Below are 25,676 nucleotides of genomic sequence, written 5' to 3' on the forward strand. Positions count from 1 at the left end.
TTCAGGCCACCGGCTTCAACAGCACCTTGATCGACTTGGTCGAGTTGGCCAGCTCGAACGCTTCGGCAAAGTTATCCAGCGGGAAATCATGGGTGACGATGCCTTTGGAGGTGACCAGGCCGCGCTCGAACAGGTCGATGGCAATCGGGTAGCAATACGGGCCCAGGTGCGCGCCGCGTACGTCCAGTTCCTTGCGGTCGCCAATGATCGACCAGTCGACGCTGGTCTCGGCGCCAAACACGCTGAATTCGACAAAGCGCCCGAGCTTGCGAATCAGGTCCAGGCCCTGGGTCACGCCGGCCGGTACGCCGGTGGTTTCGATGTACACGTCGCAGCCATAGTTGTCGGTGAGGCCGTTGATGATCTCGCGAGCGTTGTCGCGCGATGGGTTGATCACCACGTCGGCGCCCAATTGCCTGGCCAGCTCCAGGCGCGCGTCGACCATGTCGATCACCACCAGTTTTTTCGGCGTCTTCAACGCGGCGACCTGGACCATGCACAACCCAAGCGTGCCGGCACCGGCAATCACCACCACGTCATCGAGCTGGATTTCACCGCGGTTGACGGTGTGGATCGAGCAGGCCATCGGTTCCACCATCGCCGAGTCTTCCAGCGATACCGACTCGGGAATCTTGTGCACGATGGCGGTCTTGGGGATGCGCATGTACTGGGCCATGCCGCCTTCGGCCACTTCACGCTGAAAGCCGAAGATATTGTGCACTTCGCACATCCAGTACTTGCCCGACTTGCAGAAGCGGCACTTGGCGCACGGCACGATCTGCTCGGCAATCACTTTGTCGCCGACGGCGACTTCAAAATGCTCCTCGGCGCCCTCGCCCACTTCCTCCACATAGCCGAAAAACTCGTGGCCCGGCACCACCGGCGCCTTGACCCACGGGTTGTCGCCGCCCCAGAACATCGCCGCGCCGGAGTGACATTTGCAGTCGCTGGCGCAGATGCCACAGGCGGCAATGCGGATCACCAGTTCATGGGCGCGCGCCTTGGGTTTGCCGATGCGCTCCAGGCGATAGTCCTTCGGGCCGTGGCAGACGACGGCTTGCATGTGGGTGTGCTTGTCCATGGTGTTCGGTCCTGTCTGGTGGGAATTTATTTGTGCCGCTGACGGCTGATAAAGATCGCCAGCAAAATGATTGCGCCTTTGATCACGCTCTGGACGTAGGGCGAAACGCCGAGCATGTTCAGGCCGTTGTTCAACACGCCCAGGAGCATGGCGCCGAGCAAGGTGCCGACGATGACCCCGCGCCCGCCGGCAATCGACGCGCCACCGAGTACCACCGCGGCAATCGCATCGAGCTCAAACGACACGCCCGCATTCGGCTGGCCGCTCATCAAGCGTGACGTCAGCACCAGCCCGGCAATCGCGGCGGTCAGGCCGCTGATGCCGTACACCAACAACTTGAAGCGCGCCGCCCGTACGCCAGACAAACGCACCGCTTCTTCATTGCCGCCGATGGCGTAGATGTAGCGGCCGATGCGCGTGTGTTGCAGCAACACGTAGGCGGCTGCGTAAGTCATCAGCATGATCAGGATCGGCACTTCGATGCCGAACAGGCTCTGGCGCCCAAAGAAGCCGAACCACTCCGGCAACCCGGAAATCGGGTAGCCGTCGGTGTACATCAGGCCCAGCCCACGGGCGATGCCCATGGTTGCCAGAGTGACGATGATCGGCGGCATGTGCAGGTAGGCGACGAACAGCCCGTTGCCGATGCCAAAGGCCACGCCGATCAGCATCCCGGCGCCTATCGCCAGGCCTGGCGGCAAGCCCGCGACCATCAAACCGGCGGTCAACGTACCGGACAGTGCCATCACTGGCCCCACCGACAGGTCGATCCCGCCGGTGAGAATCACGCAGGTCATGCCCACGGCGATGATCGCGTTGATCGACACTTGGCGGGCGATGTTCGACAGGTTGCTGGCGGTCAGGAACGTGTCGCTGGCGAGGATCATCACCAGGGTCACCACCACCAGCCCCACGAACGGATAAAACGCCGGCGAACGCACCAGCCGCGCCAGGTTCAGGCGCAGCCGGCCGGTGTCGCCGGTGTTAATGGACATATTCACTTGAGCCCCCTGTTGCATGGCGCATGACCTCTTGTGGGTTGACGGCGGACGCTTCGAGTACCTTGACGATGGCGCCCTTGTGAAACACGGCGACGCGGTCGCACATGCCGATGACTTCGGGCAGTTCGGAGGAAATCATGATGATTGCGTAGCCCTGCTCGGTGAGGCTGCGCATCAGTGCGTAGATCTGCGCCTTGGCGCCGACGTCGATGCCGCGTGTGGGTTCGTCGAACACCAGCACGTCGCAGTGGTGATTGATCCAGCGCGCGATCACGACCTTTTGCTGGTTGCCGCCGCTGAGGTTGAACACTCGGCTTTCGCCGCTGGGCGCTTTGATCGACAGCTGGCGCATCAGGTCTTCAACACTGGCGCATTCCCTGGCCTTGTCGATCAGCCCGGAGGCGTTCTGGTACTTGGGCAGGTTATTCAGGGAGATGTTTTCGCGAATGCTGAAGTCCGTGATCAATCCTTCGCTCTTGCGGCTTTCGGGCAGCAGGCCGATACCGTGGGCCAGGGCTTGCGCCGGGTCATCGAGGGTGACTTTCTCGCCGCGCAACCACACCTCTTTGCTCACCGACGGCAGCGCGCCCATCATGCCCAGCGCCAGTTCGGTACGGCCTGAACCCACCAGCCCGGCAAAGCCGAGGATCTCGCCCTTGTGCAACTGGAAGTGGTTATGCGGACCGTTGCGCACCAGCTGAATGTCCTTGACCTCCAGTAACAGCGGGCCGCGTGCATCGGTCGGCTTAGGCGGAAAACTGCATTCCAGGCGGCGGCCGACCATCATCTCGACGAGCCGATCAATGTCACTGTCGGCCACATCGGTCACGCCGACATTGCCGCCGTCGCGCAATACGCTGATGCGATCGCACACCTGGAAGATTTCCTCCAGGTGATGGGAGATAAAAATCACCGCCACGCCCTGGCGTTTGAGTTCGCGCATGATCTGAAACAGCAGCTCGGCCTCGCTGGGCGTCAACGTGGCGGTCGGCTCATCGAGCACCAGCAAACGCGCGTCCAGGGCCAGGGCCTTGGCGATTTCGACAAACTGCTGCTCGGCCACGCTCAGGTGCTTGACCGCGCACTGCAGGTCGATGTTCACGCCCAGGCGCTTGAACAATGCTTGCGATGCCTCGACCATCTCGCGCTTGCGCAGCAGGCCGAAGCGGTTGCTCAACTCATGGCCGAGAAAGATATTTTCCACCGCCGTGAGGTAGGGAATCAGGCTGAATTCCTGGAACACGATGCCAATGCCGGCAGCGATCGCATCGCGGTAGGTCGCGAACTGCTGCGCCTGGCCGTCGATCAGGATCTGCCCTTCGTCCTGATGCTCGACACCTCCGAGGATCTTCATCAGGGTTGACTTGCCCGCGCCGTTTTCCCCGAGCAAGGCGTGAATCTCGCCGCGTTCCACTTGCAGGTTGATGCCCTTGAGGGCCTGCACGCCCGGGTAACGCTTACAGATATTTTCCAGCTTCAGAAGACTGCTCATACCGCCGACCTCGTATTCAGAAGGAGACCTCAAGCCCCACGTGTGACGTGGGGCTCGGGCGATTTACCAGCTGAAGTCCTTGGCCTTGGCCTGATCGATCAAGGTGATGTCCACCGGAAGGGTGGCAGGCACTTGCGAACCCCACTTCTTGGCCAGCGCGATGCCAAGGGCCAAGCGGATCTGATCGCGTGGGTACTGCGCCGAGGTGGCGATGAACTTGCTGCCGGGCTTCTGGATCGCCTTGATCGCTTCCGGCGCGCCGTCGACGCTGACCAGTTTGACGTCCAGGCCACTGGCTTCGATGGCCGACAAGGCGCCGAGAGAGCCATTGTCGTTGACGCTGAACATGCCCTTGAGCGTGGGCTGGGCCTGCAGCATGTTTTCGGTGACGGTCAGCGCCTGGTCACGTTCCTGCTTGCCGTTCTGAATGCTGACGATCTTGATGTCCGGGTGCTTGGCCACCGCCTCTTTGCAGCCGCGCACACGCTCGAGGATCGGCACCACGGCGATGCCGTCGAGGATCGCGATGTTGCCTTTGTCGCCAATGTTCTTGGCCAGGTATTCACACGCCTGGAAACCGGCGTCGAAGTTTTTCGAGCCGACGAAGGAATCCAGTGGGCCGTCGGCTTGCGCGTCTACTGCAACCACCACAACCCCGGCGGCATGGGCGGACTTGACCGCCGATTGCACGCCGACCGAGTCGGTGGGGTTGATCAACAGAATGTCGATGCCCTTTTGCAGCATGTCTTCGACGTCGCTGACCTGTTTGGACACGTCGTGACGGGCGTCGGTGATGATCAGTTTTGCACCGATGGTCGCGCCGGCTTCTTCGAGGGCGTTTTTCATGGTGACGAAATAGGGGTTGTTGATCTCCTGGAAGGAGGCGCCGATGCGGATCGGTTTGGCGGCGTCGGCAAAGGCTGGAGCCGCGCTGCCGAGGGTGATGCTGACAGCCAGTAAACACAGGGTTTTGGGGAGCATTTTCATGGCGTGATTCTCTGTTTTGTTTTTATTGTTAGAGCAAATGTTATCGTTAACATTTTGCGAGAAGCTAGCAAGTAAATCAGGGCTGTGCAAGAGGCCATTGGTCAGTCTTGGTGCAAATGTGGGAGCGGGCTTGCTCGCGAAGAGGGTGTGTCCGTCACTGCATACCGCGACTGGCTAACCGCTTTCGCGAGCAAGCCCGCTCCCACATTTTGATCGGTGTACGGCGCAAAAACTCGCACATTCCCCACCACCAACTAAGCTCAGCCTCCAACAAAAAAATACCGAGCTGACCGCCATGGCCCACCCTACCGAGACCTTCCGCACCCGTTATCGCGCGGCCATAAGCCGCCATTACCACCCATGGCTGCATGCCGGTTTCGTCCTCGTTTATGGCATTTTCTGCATCCTCCTCGCCGGGTCCTCCACCGACCACATCACCGCGCTCCAGTGGCTGACCGTGCCCCTGACCCTGGTGTTCTTCAATCTGTGCATCTACCTCGTGCACCGCCACCTCGGTCATCACAAGCACACCCTCGCCCGGCTGTTTTATGCGCGTCACACCGGCGACCATCACAGTTTCTTCACGCCCGGCCACATGACCTACGACAGCCCTCGGGACTGGCGCGTGATCCTGTTTCCGGCGTGGCTGATCGTGCTGCACAGCCTCGCCATCACCCTGCCCGCCTGGTGGTTGCTCAACCACCTGAGCCCCAACATCGCCGGGCTGTTTGCCGCCTGCATGATCTTCGGTTACTTGCTGTACGAGGTGTTCCACGCCTGCGAACACCTGCCTGCCAACCACCGCGTGGCACGCCTGCCGTGGATCCGCCAGATGCACCAATTGCACGCCCTGCACCACCGCCGCGAACTGATGCAAGGGCGCAATTTCAATATCGTCCTGCCGCTGATGGATTACCTGTTCGGCACTCTGCAGTGGGAACCCAACGCCCACGACAACCAGGAACAGTCATGAGCCACCGCCGTCAAAATCTTCGTCATGGGCTGTTCGTTGTATCGCTTGCGCTGATCGCCTTTCTGCTGCTGATGCCTACCCACGTACAACCGGTGAACTGGGCCCCGCCCAAGGCGCCCTCGATGAAGGACGGCACCTACGCCGAGAATCAGCGGCTCAAGGCGGTGCAACGAATCGGCGCATCGAACATCGCCGGGCCCGAGGCCTTGTTGCTGGATGCGCAAGGTTTTTTGATCAGTGGCCTGCAGGACGGACGCATCATCCGAACATCGCCCGACAGCCACACCCTGGAAGTGTTGGCCAATACCGGCGGGCGTCCGCTCGGCCTGGCGTTGCACCCGGATGGGCGTTTGATCATTGCCGATGGGGTCAAGGGCTTGCTCGCGCTGGATGCCAATCGCCAACTCACACCGCTGACCAGCAGCGCGAATGGCTTGCCGTTTGGCTTTACCAATGACGTGACGGTTGACGCCAGTGGGCGCTTTGCCTATTTCAGTGACGCGTCAAGTCGCTGGGGCTATGGCCAGGATGATGAAGCCGTGATCGAACATGGCGGCGATGGTCGGCTGTTGCGCTATGACTTTGCCACCGGCCTCACCGAGGTGTTGCTTGACCAGCTGCAATTTGCCAACGGTGTGGCGCTGGGGCCGGATGAGAACTATGTGCTGGTGAACGAAACCGGCGCCTACCGCATCAGCCGCTACTGGCTCAAGGGTGAGCACGTGGGTAGCCACGACCTGTTTATCGACAATCTGCCGGGCCTGCCGGACAACCTCAGCTTCAACGGCAGCGATCGCTTCTGGGTCGCGCTGTATTCGCCGCGCAACCCGTTGCTGGATGGCTTCGCCGGCTATCCGTTGCTGCGCAAGGTGATGGTACGGGCGCTGATGGTGGTGCCCAAGCCCATCGAGCGCAAAGCCTTTGTGCTGGGGCTGGATACCGACGGCAAGGTCATCGCCAACTTGCAGGATGGCAGCACGGGCAATTATTCGCCCATCACCACCGCGCGTGAATACGGCGACTGGTTGTACCTGGGCTCGTTGAAAAGCACGAGCATGGCGCGCCTGCCACTGAAGCAGGCACTGGCCTGCGAATAAAAAAGGCAGTCCGGATGGACTGCCCCTTCATGCTTGCGTCAACAGATCAGTGAATGATGTCCTGGGTGCAGATGTGCCCAAAGGTCACGTACGCCACATTGTCACCGCCCACCCCCACGCCGGGGAACTCGTCCAGCTCGATACGCCAGCCGCCGAAGTTGAAGGTGGTCTCCCAGTTGTATTTCACGCCGGTGCTGCTGTCCGGGTATTGCACGCGGTAATCGCCGAAGCATTCGCCGAGCGCGGCGCTGGCCTGGGAGGTGCCGGCGCTGTTGGTGCTGGCCTTGAAGTCGGTCCAGTGGTACTCGGCGCCCACAAAGCGCTTGTCAACGCGCAGCACAGGCGTAACCCCCAACAGAGGTGCGCCCGTGGAGTCGGACCAGTTGGTGGTCCAGTTCAACGTGCGCCCGGCCTGGGTCGCCATCCAGAATATCGAAGCCGGTACCCGCACGATGTTGTCGCCCTTCACATCCGACGTGTTCAACCGTGGCGTCGAGCCAAGGCTCAAGGCGTACTGCTTGGTCGGGTCTTGTGCCACGCCCGGGTTGGCACGTACGCGCACCTTGACGGTGGTGCCCGGCGTGACGCTCGGGTAGGTCGACGTGGAGCCGGCCGGCACGGTGACCCAGTTGGCACCATCGAAACGCTCGAAGAGCCACTGGTTGCGGCTGCCATTTTCATCACCCGCCAGGTACATGCTCACGCTTTGCCCGCGCACCGCCTTGAAGTCGAAGTAATCAACGTCATTGGCGTTGTCGAGGTTGCCGGTCACCTTGTTCATCGAGTCCGGCAGCGCAAAGGCACTTTCCGGTGTGTCGTTGGGCTCAAAAGCGTCGATGTTGGTGTCCACTGCCACACCAAAACTGAACTGCGCATTGGTTGCGGTCTTGGCCACCATGAACCAGTAGTAATCACCCGCCGGCAGGATGCCGCCCAGGTATTCATCGGCGTTGCCTGGGTTATCGGACGTATCGATCAATTGCGGGTTGCCCTGGCCGTCATCGCGGAACAGGCTCAGCGACATATCGGCGCCGGCGCTCTGGTTGATCAGCTGCACCAATACACGGGCGTTGTGCGGCAGGTTGAAGTGGTAGGGAAACTCCTGGCCCGTTTGCACCTGGTCGATGGTGTAGAGGGTGTTGATATCCAGGGTCGGAAACAGCGGCTCAAAGGCGGCGACGGCAGAACTTTTCAGGTTGGACTGGCTCGGCTTTTTCAGCTCGCCGATGGCAGTGCTGAACGGTGCGGATCTGGCCGCCTTGCCAGCGGGTTTTACCTTGCCGTTTTTAGCATCCAGCAGCTTTTGCAGCAGATCGTCCGGGATCGGCACGGGCGTCAGCGTGCCACCCGGTTTCAGCGCATCGATCACGCCTTGGTTGACCGTACCGGGGGTGAGTATCGGAAGGGTTGGCTCGGCCAGGGCAGAGGCCGAAATAAAGCAGGAGGCCATCATGGCCGCGCCCAGCATAAGGGCTTTTGTCGGTTTCATTTTTTATCCATCCATAGTTAAAAAATTGAAGCTCAGGTGATCGGTGACATCCGGTCACCTGGGATGGAATGTAGAACAATACTGTATGCATGTACAGTATTTTTGCCGATTTTTTCACGCACCCGTTTCAACTGGAAACCACCGACGCCTTCAGCCTATAGGCACGCCGATACGGCCCGGACACACGTCCAGGTGCGCGCACTCACATTGGGAAGTTGCCTACCGGGCAGAGAAAAAGTGCCTGCACAGAGGCGCGTTAATACCCGGTCATTTCCAGGTACCCCACCCCACCCTCAAACTGCACCGGCCCTTCCCAGTACGGAATGCTCAGGTTCATCCAGGCCTTCGGATTGACGGCCTGGGGGGTGATATCCAGGTGCTTGCCGGGAATTTTCAGTGACCAGCGCGTCGGGATTTGGCGCCCGTCGATCGCGGTAGTGGTCAGTGGCGTGAGCTGGATATCGGCGTTGTGCAGCGTCTCGGTGCGGCCCTGTTGATCAATCCAGGTGCCGGTGAGATAGCCCGCGCCGTCTGTTTGTCGAACGCGAAACAGCATCAACTGCTCGCCGCGATCCAGGTGCAGGGAAAACCAGTCCCAGCCGGTCTGACTGGCCGCCAGCGGTTGGCTGCTCCATTCACGGTCGAGCCACGCCGGGCCGCTGACCTGATAGAGGGTGCCGTCGATGCTGACAGTGCCGGTGGCGGTGAAAAACGGCTGACTGTAGTAGTAAGACGCCTGGCCCTGATCGGATTTGCGGCTGTAACCGTTGTCACCTTGCAGCACCAGCGGGCGGCTGGAGGTCAGGTGCAGGTCGTAGGCAAATTGCGCGCCGCCGGCCTTGAGTTGCATCTGCGCCAGAGGGCTTGCGGCGCCGGGGCGGGTTGCGAAATTCCAGTCGTCGATCCAGGCGTTGAACGGCACCGCCTGGGCGCCGGCCTGGCCGATCCCGCCACGCGCGTAGCGTTCGGCAGCGTAGTGGTGAGTGGCGGAGGTGACGGCGGCGTGGCCGAGCCAGATCGTGGAGTCGTGCCAGCCGGGTTGCGCCGGCCCCGCCTTCAACGCGTTGCGAAACAGCGTCCATTGCACACCGAACACATTGCCCTGGGCGTCCTTGAGGTTGGCGGTGACGTACCACCATTCAATGCGAAAACCGTCATGGGGGCCGTGGTCCTCGGGAAAACTGAAGACCTTGCCGGGCACCACCTGAGCAAAGTCTGCCGCATCGCTGCCCAGGCCGGCGAAGCTTTCCGGCGGCGCGGGGGCTTTGTCGCACGCGGCCAGCAACAGCAAGGCGGCCCACAACCAGGCTTTAATCTTCATTGGCAAACGTCCTCAGCAAATCCGCCGGGCGACTGCGGTACAACTGCCACAACGGCCAGGCCGAGGCCAACAAGGTGGCCAGCAGCGCCAACCCCAACAACTGAGCAAGCTGCCACGGGAACACCTGCAATGGCAGGCGCCAGCCGAATGCCTGCACGTTGATCACGGCGTCCAGGCACCACGCCAGCAGCAAGCCCAGCGGCAACGCCAGCACCAGGGTCAGCACCGCCAACAGCCAGGTCTGGCCCAGGTTGAGCAACATCAATTGCCGACGCGTCACGCCCAGCGCCCACAGGGGCGCGAGTTGGCCCAGTCGGCTCTGGCTCTGGGTCAGCAGGCTGATAAACAGCGCCACGCCGGCCACGCCGAGGGTGAGGCTGTTCAAGGCGGCGGTGGCGGCGAAAGTGCGCTCAAACACCTGGCTCGACCAGCCTTTGAGTTGCTGCTGATCGACAATGCGGCTGTCATCCAGGGCGAACGTGCGCTGCACCTCGCGCACCAGCGGTGGCACATCTTGCGGCTGCACCCGCAGGTTGAAGCGGGCCGGTGTCAGCGTTGGCCAATGCGCCAGCAGGTGGTGCGAATTGACCAGCAGATGGCCTTTGGGGTTGCCGTAGTCGGCGTAAATTCCCACCACCTTGGGCGACCAGAGACCCTCAGGCGTGGGAATCGCGACGGCATCGCCCAACTGCACCTTCAAGCGCCTCGCCAATTGTTCGCTGAGCATGACGGTGTCGCCTTGCAGCAACTGGTCCCAAGGCGTGCTTGCCGCCTCCAGCAACGGCCAGTGCTGGCGGTAGGTCGGGTCGTCGACCACGCCGAACACATCCGCCGGCCAGCCCTGCAGTTGAACGGCAACCTGCCAGGTCGGTAGCACCGCCTGCACCAAGGGTTGCTGCGCCAACCACGTTGCGAGTTGCTCGGCCTGAGCCGGGTTTTGCGGGTTGAGGTACAGCTCCGCCGTGAGGCGTTGCTCCAACCAGTTATTGAAGGTCTGGCGAAAGCCCGAGGTCATGGAGCCCGCGCCGATATTCGCCGCCAGGGCCAGCAGCAAAGCCATCAACGCCAGGCTCAAGGCGGGCAACTGCTGGCGGCAGTCGGCAAGAAACCACTGGCCGAGCACGGAGCGGCTACGCCCGAGCACTGCCGTCAGCAGGCCGTTGAGCACCACCGGCAAGCCGAGCGCCGCGCCCAGCAGCAAGGCGGCCATCAACACAAAACCGGCTGCCAGGCTGTCGCCCAACCCAAGCGCCAGCAGCGCGATGACCAGCGCGGTAGCCGCCACCCAACCCTGGCGTCGCAACCAGCGCGCGTGCGCGTCATGCCAGGCCTGGGCATTGGCCAGTGCCAGCAGCGGCAAGCGCGCCGCTCGCCACAGGCTGCTGCCGCCGGCCAGCAGCGCGCCCACGAGACTCAGGCCCAACCCGGCCATCCACCACCACGGGCTGAGGCTCAACTGGCCCGGCACCTCGGCGCCGTACAGCCCACGTAAACTTGCGGCGACATCCGGCAGCAGCAGGCTCGCCAACAGATACCCGCTGGCGACACCGAGCACACCGCCGAGCAACGACAACACGCCGAGCTCGACGCCCAGGCTGAGGATCAGCATGCGCGCGCTGACCCCGCAGGCGCGCAAGGTACGCAATAATCCGCGCCGTTGTTCCAGCGCCAGGCCGATCGCGGCGTGGACAATAAACAGCCCCACCACAAAGGATAAAAAGCCCAAGGCGTCGAGGTTCAAGTGAAAGCTTTCGGTGAGGCGCGCGAGGTTGTTGTCTTCACCCTGCTTGAGTTGCAGCGCAGCCGGTGGCGTGGGATGACCGGCGGCAAAGGCCTTGTCCAGCAGCAGGCGCGACAGTTGCCCCGGCATGCCCAGCAGCGGTTGGGCAAAGCCGATATCGGTCAGCAACAAGCCCGGAGCCATGTCCTGCTGAACCTGCAACGGTGGCAAGGCTTGCCCGCTCGCGGTCAGCGGTTGCTCGCCTTCATGCAACCCCAGGGCCGACAAGGTGTGCGGTGCGATCCAGGTACGCCCCGGCGGGTTGAAAAACGCGATCATCTGCGCCTGGCTCAACCGCTGCCCCGCCACTGCCCCGCCGCCGGGCAACGACAGCGGGTCAATGCCCATCAATTGCAGGCGCAGGTCCTCATGCCCCTTGAGCTGCAAGCGGCCCTGCACCACGGGCGATACCGGCCACCCGGCGCGGCGCAGCTCGGCAAAGAGCGCCTGGGGGAAGCTGGCAGCGTCCGGCGCGCTGAGGCTGGCTTGCGGCTCACCGCCGATCAATTGACTGGCGCGTGCATAACTGTCCCGCGCCTGGCTGTTCAGCGCCTGCACGCCGGTCAACAGCGCGGTGGCCAGCCACAGGCCGGTCAACACGCTGAAAAACTGCACCGGGTGACGCCGCCAATGGCTGAGCAGTGCGCGCAACGTCCAATAAAAAACGCTCATCTCAACGCGCGTCCGCGGGCACGACACGGCCGCGATGCAAGACCACTTGCCGGTCCAGGCGCGCTGCGATGCGCGGGCTGTGGGTGACCATCAACAGGCTGGTCGCGCTGTCACGCAGCAGGTCCAACAGCAATTGCAACACTTCATCGCTGGTGGCTTCGTCCAGATTGCCGGTCGGCTCATCGGCCAGCAGCAAGCCGGGGCGCGAGGCCAGGGCGCGCCCCACCGCCACCCGTTGCTGCTGGCCGCCGGACAGTTGCTCGGGGTAGCGCTTGAGCAAGTCACCCAGCCCCAGGCGCTCCACCAATTGTGCCTGCCACTGCGGATCGAAGCGCCCTGCCAGCCGCGCCTGGAACGCCAGGTTGTCCTCGACGCGCAAACTGCCGATCAGGTTGAATTGCTGGAACACCAGGCCGATTTCGGTGCGCCGCCAGTGAGCCAGCTGCGCCTCGGTCAGTTGGTCCAGGCGCTGTGCGCCGACCTGGATGCTGCCGCCGTCCACGCGGTCGAGCCCGGCCACCAGATGCAGCAGCGTACTTTTGCCGCTGCCCGACTCGCCCATCAGCGCAAGGCTGCTGCGTTCGCCCAGGTGCAAATCGACGCCCGCCAGCACCGTCAGCGGGCCCTGCGGGGTGGCGTAGCTTTTAAGGACACCGTGCACCTGCAACATAAAAGCGCTCACTTGAAAGACTGCAAACGAGGATAACGGCTGATTGTCGCGCCCACGCAATTTTTTCACATTGATTTCACCGCCCGCCTACCCTCGCCCCTCTAAATTGCCCACCACACGCCCACGACCGGCAACTAGTTAGTTGCCGGCCGTGGGCACTTTTAACCGCTGGATGTTCAGCGAAAAGACAGCAGCCCTATGACAGCCTCTTGCTTAACTTCGGGCATCCGTCGAAGCGTTGCGCCTACTTCAATAAAAACAGTGCAGTACAGTGCCCATGGTGAATGATGTGGTTGACCTTACCCTGACCAAGCCGCGTTCGCGCCGCGGCTATATCAAGTGGTTGCGAAAGTGGTGGGCGGGCCTTGCAGTCATCGCGCTGCTGCTCGCCGGCTTCCTGCTGTGGCCCTCATCACCGCGTGACCTGAGCGTGGGCAATCGCTTGCTGAACTCGCAAGTGCTACCCATCTGGCGCGACGGTGACCTGATCGTACTGGTGCGCCATGAAGAGCGCTGCGACCGCTCGACAAACCCCTGTTTCGGCGGCGCCGAGGGCCTGACAGTCGTCGGCACCCAACGCGCGCAAGAACTGGGCAAGGCCTTCCTCAAACTCGGCATGGAAGGTAGCGACGTGCTTGCCAGCCCCGCATTGCGCACGGCCCAGACCTCACACTTCATGTTCGGCAATGCCGAGCTGACCTCCGGGCAGCAGGCGATCTGCGGCGCGGCCATTGGCGAAGAACTGCTCAGCCACAAGCAGCCCGGGCGCAACCTCGTATTTGTTACCCACAGCGGCTGTATTGCCGACTTCGAAAAGACCCTGGGTTTCCCCCACGCGGCCTTTCCCGAGTACGGCAGCGCCCTGTTTGTTCGGGTCAAGGCCAACGGCAAATTCGAGACCCTGGGCATCATGAACAGCCCCGGGTGGCCCGCCGTCCTGAAAAAACTCTAGACACTTTTTTACATATACCCACCTGTATGTTCAGCAAACCGACAGCCCTCTTCTGGCATGTTTAACTGCGCCTGTTACTTCAGGACGTCATGAATATTTTCAGTGGCTTAGTGAACTTTGTGACTCTTTCTTCTATTACTTACATGCCTCAGTACTCCACCGTTAAACGTCAAGGAGCGACGTTTTGATGACCCGTTTAAAACCTCTGCCGGTATTGTTGCTGGCCTTCGCCGTGTTCTATCTGCTGCCGTTGGGCCTGCACGGTTTATGGATACCGGATGAAACCCGCTACGCCCAGATCAGCCAGGAAATGCTGTTGAGCGGCAACTGGGTGGCGCCTCATTTCATGGGCGTGCGCTACTTCGAAAAGCCTGCCGCCGGCTATTGGCTGATCGCCATCGGCCAGTGGGTGTTTGGCGAAAACCTCTTCGGGGTGCGCATTGCCTCGGCCTTGACCACGGGCCTGAGCGTTGTGCTCGCGTACCTTATCGCCCGACGCCTGTGGAACGACCCGCGCAAGAGCTTCGCCTGTGCCCTGCTCTACATGAGCTTCGGGCTGGTGGCGGGGCAAGCGGGTTACTCCAACCTCGATCCGCAATTCACCCTGTGGGTCAACCTCAGCCTGGTTGCTCTGTGGTTCGCGCTCGACAGCCGCACCTCACGTGGCCGGCTCGGCGCCTGGGCAGTGCTGGGCGTGGCCTGCGCCATGGGGTTTATGACCAAGGGCTTTCTGGCCTGGCTGTTGCCGGTGCTGATCGCCGTGCCGTACATGCTCTGGCAACGACGCCTGGGTGAATTGTTGCGCTATGGCCCGCTGGCGATCCTGGTGGCGGTGGTGCTGTGCCTGCCGTGGGTGTGGGCGATCCATCTGCAGGAACCGGACTACTGGCGCTTCTTCTTCTGGCACGAGCACATCCGCCGCTTCTCCTCCAACAATGCCCAACACGCCAGGGCCTGGTGGTTCTTCCTGCCGATCATGGTGGTGGCGTGCCTGCCATGGGCGGCGCTGTTGCCCGCGACCGTGATCAACGCCTGGAAAGACAAAGGCCAACCGGCGATTATTTTTCTGGCCTTGTGGCTGCTGCTGCCGCTGGTTTTTTTCAGCCTGAGCAACGGCAAGCTGCCGACCTACATCATGCCGTGTCTGCTGCCTCTGGCGTTGCTGATGGGGCATGCGTTGATCGACCTGGTCAACCGCGGCAAAACACGCAGCCTGCGCATTAACGGCCTGTTCAATTTCGCCATCGGCCTCGGCGCGATGGCGACCCTGATTTACCTGCAAATCGACAAGCCGTTGTACAGCAACAGCCACGCCGAGATGTACAGCCTGTCGCTGACCTTCATCGTGCTGTTGGGCTGGATCCTGGCAAATCTGCTGCAAGCCTTCCGCCCGCTGACGCTGTGGGCCATGCCTGCGCTGGCCATCGGCATGCTGGTGGCGTTGCTGCCTGCTGGCATGCCGCAAGAGGTTACCGATACCGAAATGCCCGACCAGTTCGTGCTTGAACATCTGGATGAACTGCAACAAACCCATGCTTTGATCAGCAATGAACTGGGTTCGGCCTCGGCTTTGTCCTGGCGCTTGCGCCGCCCTGACGTGGCGTTCTACGACACCGAGGGCGAGCTGCGCTATGGCCTCAAATACGCAGATTCGGTGCACCGCAAAGTCAGCTTTGAAAATGTTCAGCCCTGGCTGAGCGAAGCCCGCCAACAAGGCTCGGTCGGCGTATTGATGCGCGTCAGAAGCACCAGTGAACATCGCGAAGAAGGGCAACTGCCACCCGGAGGCCAGCGCTACCGCAAGGGCGCCATGCTGCTGATCATTTATCCCAAACTTCCTTGACGTCATGCCCACCGTGAGAGCCGCCGATGAATTTCTGGAAAACCGAACGCGGCGCGCTGGTGCTGCTGCTGGGTGTCTCGGCGTTACTCCTGCTGCTGGGCCTGGGCAGTCGCGATTTGTGGGGGCCGGAGACCCGTTGGGCCAACATCGCCCTGCAGATGCTGCAAAGCGGTGACTACTTCGACCCCTACCTCAAGGGCGCACCGTACTACGACAAACCGCTGCCCTCTTACTGGCTGATTACCGCGTGCGCCAACCTGATGGGTGGACTCGGCCCGTGGTCGCTGCGCCTGTCATCCGTGATCGCGGCCTGGCTGAGCATCTGGCTGGTCTACCTGATCGGCGAGCGCCTGTTTCGTAAAGGCACCGGGTTGATTGCCGGCTGGATGCTGGCGACCACCTTCTACTTTCTGTTCTGGGCCCGCGTGGCCACAGCCGATGTGCTGACCGTGTGTGGCGTGCTGTCGGCGGTCTGGTGGTATTGGCGCGGTCCGGATGACACGCGGCTGGGACGCTACACGGTATTTTTCCTGCTGCTGGCGGCAACGTCGCTGTTCAAAGGTTTGATCGGCTTCGTGTTGCCGGGCCTGGTGCTGTTGCCGCACCTGCTCAGCGAACACCGCTACCGGCGCCACCTCAACCTGCGCCTGCTGCTGGCCATGCTGATCGCGGCGGCGTTCTATTCGATTCCCTTCGTGTTGTCCCACTTTTACGGGGCACCCACCTATGGCGAGAGCGGCCTTGAACTGGTGTTCAAGGAAAACGTCGTGCGCTTTTTCGACCCCTTCGACCACATGGGGCCGATCTATACCTACCTGATCTACCTGCCCGCCTACACCCTGCCCTGGGCGCCGTGCTGGCTGCTCGGCGTGTGGCTGGCGCTGCGCCATTGGCGCAAAACGCCTCCCAACGTGCGCTGGCTGGTGTGGGGCCTGGGCCTGTTGTTTGTGTTCTTTACCGCCAGCGGCAGCCGCCGCAGTTATTACGTGTTACCGCTGGTGCCTTTCGCCCAGCTGCTGAGTGCCTGGTGGCTGAGTGAACGCCTGCAGCAGCAACCGGCCCGTTGGCCACGCTGGCAGAAGGCGTTTGGCATCACCGCCGGCGTGTTGCTGCTGGTGCTGGGCGTAGTCTACCCCTGGACCACCGGCAACGGCGGCGTCACCCGATTCGCCGAGGATGTGCACGCCGAGGCGGTGAAAAGCGCGCCGTGGAATCAGTGGCAGATGGTGCTGGTGGAAGTCGACAACAAGGTCCCGATGTACCTGCAAAACGGCGGCAAGCCGTTTTACTACGTGAGCGAAACCCAGGACTTCCCGCGTCAGGGCGACAGCGCCGCCCTGATGGCCTGGCTGGAAAAAACCAGCGGCCAGGGGTTCGACCCGCAGCACACGATCATCGTCGCGCAATACTCAAAGCAAGACCCCACACCGTTGGCCTACCTGGGCACGGATCATCAGGTGATCACCACGCAGCCGGACAATGGCGAGCGGCTGTTCCAGAAACGTTCGGGCGGCAGCGTGGCGTTTATTCCTGTGCCACGCTGACAGGCCCGCTCAGGCGCTGCGAGTCTTCACCTGTGCGTGAAACCCCGTCAGCACCGCCTGCGGTTTTTCCAGCATCAGTTGGTGGCCGCAATTCTCCAACACTTGAAACACTGCGTTGGGCAACTGCGCTGCCAGAGCTTGCCCGCCACTGGCGGGCGTGAGGCCGTCACTGTCGCCGGCCAACACGCTGACCGGCAACAGCAGGCTGCGAACCTGCTCGGCGTCCGGCCATTGGGCGTGCTTCATCAGCGCCTTGAACATGGACAGGCGGTTGCGTTCAGTGAGTTTCTCTTCATAGGCCACCAGCGCCGGGTCGGCCGTGGCGTGCCAGGCGCGCTCGCGAAAGCCCTTGGCCAACACAGGGCGCAGCCATTCCAACAGCCACGCGGGCAACGCCATCAGGCCACCGCCTGTCACCGGTCGATGCAGCTGCGTGCCCAGTAACAGCGCCGCGTCGACGGGCACTGCGGGCTTGGCCAGCAAGGTGCTCAAGCTCAGCCCGGTGCCGAAGGAGTGCGCCACGATCACGTTGCGAGCACCGCCGTAGCGTTGCAGGATCGCCAGGTAGTCGGCCACCAGCTCCGACCAGGCATAGGCAGCGGCTTTTCGCGGTTTGGCGCTGTCGCCGTGGCCGAGCAGGTCCCAGGCGACCAGGCTGTAACCCTCAGCCTTCAGCGCCTGCCATTGCAGGCGCCATTGGTCCTTGTTGCCGCCGGCGCCATGGCAGAAAAACACCACGGTGGCGGATTCGGGCGTGCCGCGGTGGTGGGCGATGCTCAGGGATCGTCCGCGACGGACCTCCACGGCTTCACCGCGCACCACTGGCAACTGGCTAACGTTGGCACTCATAAACACTGCATTCCTCAATCAATAACTCGGTCAGTGTGGCGGCGGCTTTGCCGGCGCCTGCATTAAAGCGTGTCGGCCTCAAGCACGGCGGCGTTCGGCACGCACTGCAATAGCGCTCGGGTATAGGGATGCCGCGCATCGGCAAACAATCTGTCAGTCTCGCCCTGCTCGACCACACGCCCGTGTTGCATCACGGCAATGCGATCACACAACCGCGCCGCCACGCGCAGGTCGTGGGTGATAAATACGATGCTCAATTTAAGCCGTCGTTGCAGCGACTCCAGCAGCTCCAGAATCTGCACCTGAATCAACGCATCCAGAGCCGAAACACACTCATCGGCAATCAGGATTTTCGGTTCCACCGCCAATGCACGGGCGATGCCGATGCGTTGGCGCTGGCCCCCGGAAAATTCGTGCGGGTAGCGCTCGAAGGCCGAGGCCGGCAGGCCCACCAGGTCAAGCAATTGCCGCGCGCGCTGTTCGGCGTCAGCCCTGGAGCGGCCCTGCACCCGCGGCCCGGTCATGATGATGCGGCCTACCGTCTGGCGCGGGTTGAGCGAGGCGAACGGGTCCTGGAAAATCATCTGCACCGCGCTGCGCAACGGGCGCAGGCGCCGTTCCGATAAACCGACAACCTCCTGGCCGAGCCATTGGATGTGCCCGCTGTCGGCATGCAACAAGCGCACGAGGCAGCGGCCCAAGGTGGATTTGCCCGAGCCGGACTCACCCACAATCCCCAGGGTTTCGCCTTCGCGCAGTTGCAATTGAACCGCGTCCAGCGCTTGCGTGGTGCGGCGCGCGCGCCACCCTGCACGGGTGCTGAAGACCTTGCCCAGTTGCTCGGCCTTGAGCACCACGGCGCCGCCCACCGCCGTACGCGGTGCCAGCGGTTGTGCCGACACCGCCGCCAGCAGTTGCCGGGTATACGCCGCCTGCGGCTCGCGCAACACCTGGCGGGCGCTGCCCTGCTCCACCAGATGGCCCTTTTGCAACACCAGCACGCGGTCGGCAATTGCCTCGACCACGGCAAAATCATGGGTGATAAACAACAGCGCCATGCCCTTGTCCTGTTGGATTTTGCGCAACAGGTCGAGGATCTGCGCCTGAGTGGTCACATCCAGGGCCGAGGTCGGTTCATCGGCAATCAACAGCGCCGGATCGAACGCCAGGGCCATGGCGATCACCACCCGTTGGCGCTGCCCGCCGGACAGCTCGAACGGATAAGCCAGGCGCAGGCGTTCAGGGTCGGGCAGGCCGACATAACCGAGCAGGTCGACCACGCGCCGACGGCGCTCGCGCACCGCGTTCACCCCATGGGCGCGCAGGGTTTCGTCGATCTGTTCACCCACGCGCAGCAGCGGGTTAAGGGCGCTCATCGGCTCCTGAAAGACCATGCTGATATCGCGCCCGCGCAGTTGGCGCATGGCGGTGTCGCTGAGGGCGGCCAGGTCTTGATCACGAAACGCCAGGCGCCCACTTTCCACCGTCAACGGCATCGGCAGTTGACGCAGCAACGCCTTGGCCAGCATCGACTTGCCCGAACCGGACTCGCCCACCACACACAGGCATTCGCCGCTGCGCAATTGCAGCGTCAGGTCATACAGCGCATGGCTGCGGTCCGCACCGGGCGGCAAGGCGATACGCAGGTTCTCGACACGCAATAACGTCATAGCGACCTCCCCGGTTCAAAAGCCACGCGCAAGCCTTCGCCCACCCGGTTCACCGCCAGCACGCACAGCACAATCGCCAGGCCCGGCAAAAAGCTCATCCACCAGGCCTCGCGCAACACGCCACGCGAGGCGTTGATCATGTAGCCCCAGCTCATCGCTTCCGGGTCGCTCAACCCGAGGAACGCCAGCGCGGCCTCAGTGAGGATCGCCGTGGCCATCACAAAGGTCATCACCACCAGCAACGGCGCCAGGGCGTTCGGCAGGATCTGTTGGGTGATGATCCCCAGTGGCGATTGCCCCAGCACCCGCGCGGCTTGCACAAACTCACGCTGGCGCAGGGTAAGGAATTCACTGCGCACCAGGCGCGCCACCGCCGGCCAGGCAACCAGGGCGATGGCCAGCACAATGGTGCCCAGGGACGGCTCCAGCACCGCCACCAAAATCACCGCCAGCACCAGCTGCGGAATGATCTGAAAGAACTCGGCGACGCGCATCAGCACGCCGTCGAGCCAACCGCCGAAATAACCGGCCAGCGTGCCGACGATCAAGCCGACCAGCAAGGTTGCCAGGCTCGCTAATGCGCCCACGGCCAGGGACACGCGGGCGCCGTAGAGCAAACCGCTGCCCAGGTCGCGGCCGAGCAAATCGCTGCCCAGCCAATGCGCCGAATCATGGAACGGGGCGAGCATCGGCTGGGTGTTCATCTCCCATGGCGAACTGTGGGTGAGCCACGGCGCGGCAATTGCCAACCCCGCGAGTACCAGCAAAAATACCGCGCCCAGCAACGCCGAAGGCTGGCGGATAAAGCGTCTGAGCAGCGCCATCAGCCCTGCCCTCCGGCGCCGATGCGCGGGTCGAGGAAACGGCAGATCACATCGGTCAACACGTTGAAGCCCACCACCAGGATCGAAATCACTAAAAAGCCACCCATCAATACGCCGTAGTCGCGTTGCGCCAGGGCGTCGTACATCAAGCGCCCGATACCGGGCCAGGAATACACCACTTCCACCAGCAACGCGCCGCTGGCCAGTTGGCCGAGTTGCAGCCCGGCGAAGGTCACCACCGGCAGCAACGCATTGCGCAGCACATGCACATACAGAATGCGCCGGGGGTGCAAGCCTTTGGCGTGGGCGGTGCGCACGTATTCCTGGCCAAGGGCGTCGAGCACGGCGGCGCGGGTCAGGTGGATATACAGGGCGAGAAACAGCACGCTCAGCGACACGCACGGCAACAGCAGATGCCGCAAGCGATCAAGCAGCGAGAAGTCATGGTCCACGCTCTCCATGCCAAAGGCCGGGAGCCAGTCCAGGCTCACGGAAAACAGCAGAATCAACAGCATCGCCAGCCAGAACGGTGGCATCGCATACAGCAGCAAGGCGCCGTGGGAGATCACGCCATCGAGCCAATGGCGCTTCTGTCTGGCCCGCGCCGCCAACACACCCAGGCTCACGCCCAACACGGACGACACCACAAACGCCGAGCCCATCAGCGCCAACGTGGCGGGCAACCGCTCGGCGATCAGTGACCACACCGAGCTCTGGTTACGGTAGGAATAGCCGAGGTCCAGTTGGGCAATATGGCCCAGGTAAATCAGCAGTTGCTCAACCAGCGGTTTGTCCAGGCCCATGGTCTGGCGCAGTTGCTCGATAAACTGCACATCGTCCACACCCGCTTCGCCCGCCAGCAGCAGCGCCGGGTCACCCGGCGCCAGGTGGATCAGCACAAAGCTCAATACCAGTACCGCCACCACCATCAGCAGCGCCTTGGCCAGGCGCCCGCCCAGATACAGCACGCCGTTCATGGCGCCGGCACCTCGAGGTAGACGCTTTCGTAATCTTCGTTAAGGCTGGTGGCGGTTTGCAGCAGGTTTTTCACCTGGTTGTGAAACAGCGTCTGGTTGCGCATTTCAAAGATCGGCGCAATCGGCAGGTCGGTGTTCAGCACGTTTTCCAACTGGCTGTAGAGCTGCTTGCGCTCCGGGCCTTCCGGTGTGTCGGCGAGCTTGTTCCACAGCGCATCCGCTTCGGGGCTGTTGTAGCCGCTGACATTGGCGAACGGCGAAGTCTTGAGGATGTAGTCGGAGCGGAACAGGTAGGCACTGGTCAGGTACGGGTCGCCGATCTGGAAGATAAAGTTGTAGGTCAGGTCAAAATCCCAGTCGCTGACGCGCTGGAACCACGTCGCGGCGTCGGACGTCACCACCTGCACCTTGAAACCCAGCGGTTGCAAGGACTGCTTGGTGTACTCGGCCAGGCGCTCCCACGCGCCGCCCTTCTCGCCATTGAGCAGACGAATACGCACTGCGCCCACGTCCACGCCGGACTCGGCAATCAAGGCCTTGGCTTTATTCACGTCATAGGCGTACTGCGGCAGTTGTGGATCGTGGTACGGCGTGGTCGAGACGAACTCGCCCTGGGCGACCTTGCCCGAGCCAAAGAAGATGTTATCGACGATGAACTGCCGGTTCAGCGCATACAGGATCGCCTGGCGCACCTTGGGGTTGTTCAGCGGCGGCTTGCGTGTGTTGATCTGCAAAAACGCCAGGCCCGCATACAGCTCCCAGCCCTTGTGCGATGACTGCACACCGGGCAAGGCACTCAGGCGCTTGAGGTCGGAGTAATCGGCATCGCCACTGCGCAGCACTTGCACGTCGTTGCGCTCGAAGGCGGCGGCGCGCGAGGAGCCGTCGGGGATCACGTGAAAGATGATGCCGTCGAGGTGCGGCAGGCCTTTTTTCCAGTAGGTGGGGTTCTTGGCCAGCTTGATGTAGGCACCGCGTTTCCACTCGACAAACACAAACGGCCCGGTGCCGACCGGTTTGAGGTTGTAGGGGTTATTGCGAAAATCAGTGCCCTCGTACAGGTGTTTGGGCACCACCGGGCGCAGGCCACTGCCCAGGGCCGAGAGCAACGGGGCGAAGGGTTTCTTCAAGTGGAACACCACCTGCAACGGGCCCGTGGCGGTGATGCTGTCAACGTATTCGGTGATGATGCCGCCCAGGCGCTTGTCGACTTCGGGGTAGAAGGTCTGGAAGCTGAACACCACGTCATCGGCGGTGAAGGCCGGGCCGTCATGCCAGTGCACGCCGTCCTGGAGGTCGAAGGTGTAGGTCAGGCCATCCGGCGAAAGGGTCCAGGCTTTGGCCAATACCGGTTTGGGGTTCAGGTCAGTGTCGAACGTCAGCAGGCCCTGAAGGATCTTGCCGCTCACGTATTGGGTGGACACATGGCTGACCACGCCATGCATCAGCGACGGCGGCTCCGGCTGGGCCACCAGGTTCAGCACGCCGCCGTCCTGGGGTTGCGCCAGCGCCTGGCCGGCCAGCAAAACGGTGCACAGGCCCACGGACGACAGGACGCGGCGCAAAGAGAATGAGCGCATGGAGGCTCCTCGGGTTGAAAGAGATGCCAGCGGTTTTGCAAGCGCTGTGCCATGGGGCTTTGGGCTTGAGATTGCTGGATTTGCAATCGGGCGAGCTGATGAAAAAACCACAGCGGCCTGCGCGAGTGTGCAAAAAGCAACAGCACCGCCGCTCACTTGTGGGAGCTGGTTTGCCTGCGATTGCGGTGGGCCGGAGGGCGGATGAGTTGGCCGAACCAGCGCTAGCGCAGGCAAGCCAGCTGCCACAGGGATTCCAGGGTGTCAGCTGGCACAAGGTTTGCCCCTGTCACCGTTATCTGCATCAACGAGCCGAACCTCATGTCACTGGATTACCTGGGCAACCCCATCGACACCACCGACGCTGCCACCCGCCAGGGCCTGGACGATTTCATCGGCGGCTTTCTCGGTTACCAGCCGCGCGCCGAGCGCATTCTGGCCACCGCCGACGCCAACGCGGACTCCGCGCTGGCCAATGCGTTTGCCGGCTTGTTGCTGATGTTTATCGAGTCCCCCGCAGGCCCGGCGCTGGCCAACCACTACCGCCAACGCGCCACCGCCGTGAACACCGACCACCCGCGCGCGCAGCTGTACCTAGCCGTGCTGGACGCCTGGATCAATGACGACCTCGACCAAGTCCTGCACCTGAGCGACCACCTGCTGGAACGCTACCCGCGCGACTTGTTCGCCGCCAAGCTCAACCAGTATGTGGAATTCAATCGCGGCAACTGGCCGGCGCTGCTGCGCATCGGCCTCAAAGCCACCGCCGGCGCCGCAGACATCGCCCACAGCCACGGCCTGCTGGCTTTTGCCTATGAGCAATGCCATCTGCTCGAAGAGGCTCAAACCAGCGCGCGCGAAGCCTTGCGCCTGCAACCGAGCGAGCCTTGGGCCCACCATGCCCTGGCCCATGTGATGCTCACCGAAGGCCGTATCGAGGAAGGCACGGCTTTTCTGCAAGGCGTGAAGCACCACTGGGACGGCCTGAACTCCTTCATGTACACGCACAATTGGTGGCACCTGGCGCTGTTTTACCTCGCGCGTGGGGATGACCAGCAGGTCCTGGAGATTTACGACCGCCACGTGTGGGGCATCCTGCCGCAATACTCGCAGGATCAGGTCGGCGCCGTGTCCTTGCTGGCGCGTATGGAGCTGGCGGGCATCGATGTGGGTGAGCGCTGGCAAGCATTGGCGCCGTACCTGCAACAACGGGTGGGCGATACGGTGCAGCCGTTTCTCAGTGTGCAATATCTGTATGGGTTGGCGCGGGCCGGCAAGCCCGAGGCGGATGGGTTGCTGGCGGCGCTGCGCGAGCATAGTAGTGAGGCGCGACCGGTGTGGGGCGAAGTGACATTGCCGCTGGCGCGCGGCTTACTGGCGCATGCGCGAGGCCATGTACACGAGGCCCTGGCGCAACTGGCAATCGCCCTGCCGCGCCTGAACGAGATTGGCGGCAGTCATGCCCAGCGCGATTTGTTTGCGCAGATCGAACTGGATGCGCGGTTGCGCACAGGTGATTGGTTTACTGCCCAGCAAACCTTGGAATTACGGCGCCGGTATGACGGCTGGGATGTACCGACAAACCGAAGTTTGGTGCGCGTGTATGAGGCGTTGGGGCTACCCGAGCAGGCAGCAAAAGCGCAGGCGCGAGTGCTGCGTTTCAGCTGAAAAACACCGTTAAAAAAGGTGCGAGCTGGCGTGCCAGCTTGCACCTTTGAGCGCGCTCACTGGTTAATCAGCTTCGAGCGGCAAATACCCCCCTGGCAATCGCCCGCGCCACGCAATCCGCGGCGGCTGCCCCAATACAACCAATCTCCACCTGCCGCCGTGGGCCGTCGGTCAATGCCACCGCCGCCGACGCCAAGGCAAACACCGTGTCCCCATCAAACGGCAGATGCGCCGGCCGCACGGCTCGGGCAATCCCGTCCTGGGCCATGATTGCAACACGCTTGCACTCGGCGACGGTCAGCCGCGCGGTGCTGGCGACCACCACCAGTGTGGTATTGGCCCCGGCCTGCAAGCGGCCCATGGAGTCCAGGCGCGACAGCTCCGGCATCGGGTCGCTGCAATCCATCTCGGTTTGCGGCCGATGCCCGCCAAATTCGCCCTCCACCTCCCAAGGCCAGGCCCAGAAGGTTTCGCCATCGGGCATATACACCGAGCCAATCGGGTTGGCGACCACCAGCGCCGCGACGATCAAGCCATCGCCCAGGTCCAGAGAGGCGCTGCCCAACCCGCCTTTCAACACGCCCGCCATGGCGCCACGGCCAGCACCCACCGAGCCCAGCTCGAAGTCCTCAGCCGCATTCGCCAACGCTTCAAACCCCAGGCGCCGATAAGGCGGCTCCAGGCCCCAAGCCTTGTCGCCGCCATTGGCCAGGTCATGCAACACGGCCGCCGGCACGATGGGAATCGCCGGCGCGCCGGGTTTCAAATGCAGGCCAACCTCGTCCTGAGACAGTTTGGCCGCCACCGCATCGGCCGCGCCGAGGCCGAACACCGAGCCGCCGGCAAACACCAGCGCGTGCAGCTGGCCGACCATGTTTTCCGGCTCCAGGGCCGCTGTTTCACGCCCGCCGGGGCCGCCGCCGCGGATGTCGATGCTGGCCGTCCAGAAGCCATCGGGGCGGATCACCGTCACCCCGGTGTCGACGTGCAGGTCCGTGGCGTGGCCAACCGTGAGGCCTGGGATATCAGAAAGGGCATTGCGCGGGCCGGGTCTAGGCATACAGAAAAAACTTCCTTGGGTTCAGGTATGGCGTGGGGAGAGCAAGGGGTGTGCCAAGCAGCAACACCCCGGCGTTACGGCGTGCATTGCGGTCCGCGCGAGCGTGTCCTGCACAAAAACCAACACCCTGCCCTTTGGCCTGTTAGAAA

General features: G+C 62.7%; 20 protein-coding genes. 6 read left to right on the top strand and 14 right to left on the bottom strand.

Features of this window, described 5'->3' with window-relative positions:
- Position 1 precedes the first annotated feature (1 nt).
- The 4 genes from AACW30_RS05965 to AACW30_RS05980 all read right to left on the bottom strand — a co-directional run bounded on the left by AACW30_RS05965 (position 2) and on the right by AACW30_RS05980 (position 4,561).
- The gene (locus AACW30_RS05965; RefSeq protein ID WP_200624467.1) at positions 2–1,081 is read right to left on the bottom strand and encodes an alcohol dehydrogenase catalytic domain-containing protein; all 1,080 of its coding nucleotides are present in this window, start codon (positions 1,079–1,081) and stop codon (positions 2–4) included.
- 26 nt (positions 1,082–1,107) lie between these two features.
- Complete coding sequence (locus AACW30_RS05970) at positions 1,108–2,100, bottom strand: ABC transporter permease (RefSeq protein ID WP_106578893.1); 993 nt, start codon at positions 2,098–2,100, stop codon at positions 1,108–1,110.
- Positions 2,066–3,574: a sugar ABC transporter ATP-binding protein gene (locus AACW30_RS05975; protein ID WP_200624468.1), complete on the bottom strand. Its 1,509-nt coding sequence runs from the start codon at positions 3,572–3,574 to the stop codon at positions 2,066–2,068. The genes AACW30_RS05970 and AACW30_RS05975 overlap by 35 nt, the downstream gene beginning before the upstream one ends.
- Positions 3,575–3,637: 63 nt before the next feature.
- A complete protein-coding gene (locus AACW30_RS05980) occupies positions 3,638–4,561 on the bottom strand; it encodes a substrate-binding domain-containing protein (protein WP_200624469.1) in 924 nt (307 codons plus the stop codon).
- Positions 4,562–4,856: 295 nt separating this feature from the next.
- Here AACW30_RS05980 and AACW30_RS05985 point away from each other — a divergent pair, with 295 nt between their 5' ends.
- On the top strand, positions 4,857–5,534 hold the full coding sequence (locus AACW30_RS05985) for a sterol desaturase family protein (protein WP_200624470.1): 678 nt from the start codon (positions 4,857–4,859) through the stop codon (positions 5,532–5,534).
- On the top strand, positions 5,531–6,631 hold the full coding sequence (locus tag AACW30_RS05990; RefSeq protein WP_200624471.1) for an SMP-30/gluconolactonase/LRE family protein: 1,101 nt from the start codon (positions 5,531–5,533) through the stop codon (positions 6,629–6,631). The genes AACW30_RS05985 and AACW30_RS05990 overlap by 4 nt, the downstream gene beginning before the upstream one ends.
- 46 nt (positions 6,632–6,677) lie before the next feature.
- On the opposite strand, the gene AACW30_RS05995 is transcribed toward AACW30_RS05990, so the two are convergent.
- From AACW30_RS05995 to AACW30_RS06010, 4 genes are all read right to left on the bottom strand, one after another.
- Positions 6,678–8,120 (bottom strand): hypothetical protein, encoded by a 1,443-nt coding sequence (locus AACW30_RS05995; RefSeq protein ID WP_200624472.1) that lies wholly within the window; start codon positions 8,118–8,120, stop codon positions 6,678–6,680.
- A 256-nt stretch (positions 8,121–8,376) separates the two neighbouring features.
- On the bottom strand, positions 8,377–9,441 hold the full coding sequence (locus AACW30_RS06000; protein WP_200624473.1) for a lipocalin-like domain-containing protein: 1,065 nt from the start codon (positions 9,439–9,441) through the stop codon (positions 8,377–8,379).
- Positions 9,431–11,893, bottom strand: a complete 2,463-nt coding sequence (locus AACW30_RS06005; RefSeq protein ID WP_179608964.1) for an FtsX-like permease family protein — start codon at positions 11,891–11,893, stop codon at positions 9,431–9,433. The genes AACW30_RS06000 and AACW30_RS06005 overlap by 11 nt, the downstream gene beginning before the upstream one ends.
- Position 11,894: 1 nt before the next feature.
- Positions 11,895–12,563, bottom strand: coding sequence for an ABC transporter ATP-binding protein (locus tag AACW30_RS06010; RefSeq protein ID WP_106578966.1), 669 nt, complete (start codon positions 12,561–12,563; stop codon positions 11,895–11,897).
- 277 nt (positions 12,564–12,840) lie between these two features.
- On the opposite strand from AACW30_RS06010, the gene AACW30_RS06015 reads away from it, so the two are divergent.
- From AACW30_RS06015 to AACW30_RS06025, 3 genes are all read left to right on the top strand, one after another.
- Complete coding sequence (locus AACW30_RS06015) at positions 12,841–13,515, top strand: histidine phosphatase family protein (RefSeq protein ID WP_200624521.1); 675 nt, start codon at positions 12,841–12,843, stop codon at positions 13,513–13,515.
- 187 nt (positions 13,516–13,702) lie between these two features.
- Complete coding sequence (gene arnT / locus AACW30_RS06020; protein ID WP_200624474.1) at positions 13,703–15,358, top strand: lipid IV(A) 4-amino-4-deoxy-L-arabinosyltransferase; 1,656 nt, start codon at positions 13,703–13,705, stop codon at positions 15,356–15,358.
- Positions 15,359–15,384: 26 nt separating this feature from the next.
- A complete protein-coding gene (locus AACW30_RS06025; protein WP_200624475.1) occupies positions 15,385–16,902 on the top strand; it encodes an ArnT family glycosyltransferase in 1,518 nt (505 codons plus the stop codon).
- 9 nt (positions 16,903–16,911) lie between these two features.
- Here AACW30_RS06025 and AACW30_RS06030 read toward each other — a convergent pair whose 3' ends face one another.
- From AACW30_RS06030 to AACW30_RS06050, 5 genes are all read right to left on the bottom strand, one after another.
- Positions 16,912–17,751, bottom strand: a complete 840-nt coding sequence (locus tag AACW30_RS06030) for an alpha/beta fold hydrolase (protein WP_200624476.1) — start codon at positions 17,749–17,751, stop codon at positions 16,912–16,914.
- A 62-nt stretch (positions 17,752–17,813) separates the two neighbouring features.
- Positions 17,814–19,421, bottom strand: coding sequence for a dipeptide ABC transporter ATP-binding protein (locus AACW30_RS06035; protein ID WP_200624477.1), 1,608 nt, complete (start codon positions 19,419–19,421; stop codon positions 17,814–17,816).
- Positions 19,418–20,245 (bottom strand): ABC transporter permease, encoded by an 828-nt coding sequence (locus tag AACW30_RS06040; RefSeq protein WP_200624478.1) that lies wholly within the window; start codon positions 20,243–20,245, stop codon positions 19,418–19,420. The genes AACW30_RS06035 and AACW30_RS06040 overlap by 4 nt, the downstream gene beginning before the upstream one ends.
- On the bottom strand, positions 20,245–21,222 hold the full coding sequence (locus AACW30_RS06045; protein ID WP_200624479.1) for an ABC transporter permease: 978 nt from the start codon (positions 21,220–21,222) through the stop codon (positions 20,245–20,247). Before AACW30_RS06045 ends, AACW30_RS06040 begins: the two co-directional genes overlap by 1 nt.
- A complete protein-coding gene (locus AACW30_RS06050; protein ID WP_200624480.1) occupies positions 21,219–22,802 on the bottom strand; it encodes an ABC transporter substrate-binding protein in 1,584 nt (527 codons plus the stop codon). Before AACW30_RS06050 ends, AACW30_RS06045 begins: the two co-directional genes overlap by 4 nt.
- Positions 22,803–23,120: 318 nt before the next feature.
- On the opposite strand from AACW30_RS06050, the gene AACW30_RS06055 reads away from it, so the two are divergent.
- Positions 23,121–24,467: a tetratricopeptide repeat protein gene (locus AACW30_RS06055; RefSeq protein ID WP_200624481.1), complete on the top strand. Its 1,347-nt coding sequence runs from the start codon at positions 23,121–23,123 to the stop codon at positions 24,465–24,467.
- 67 nt (positions 24,468–24,534) lie between these two features.
- Here AACW30_RS06055 and AACW30_RS06060 read toward each other — a convergent pair whose 3' ends face one another.
- Positions 24,535–25,527, bottom strand: a complete 993-nt coding sequence (locus AACW30_RS06060; protein ID WP_200624482.1) for a P1 family peptidase — start codon at positions 25,525–25,527, stop codon at positions 24,535–24,537.
- Between the last annotated feature and the right edge of the window lie 149 nt (positions 25,528–25,676).

It is taken from the genome of Pseudomonas sp. MF6747 (genome assembly GCF_963890955.1).
Lineage (GTDB): Bacteria > Pseudomonadota > Gammaproteobacteria > Pseudomonadales > Pseudomonadaceae > Aquipseudomonas.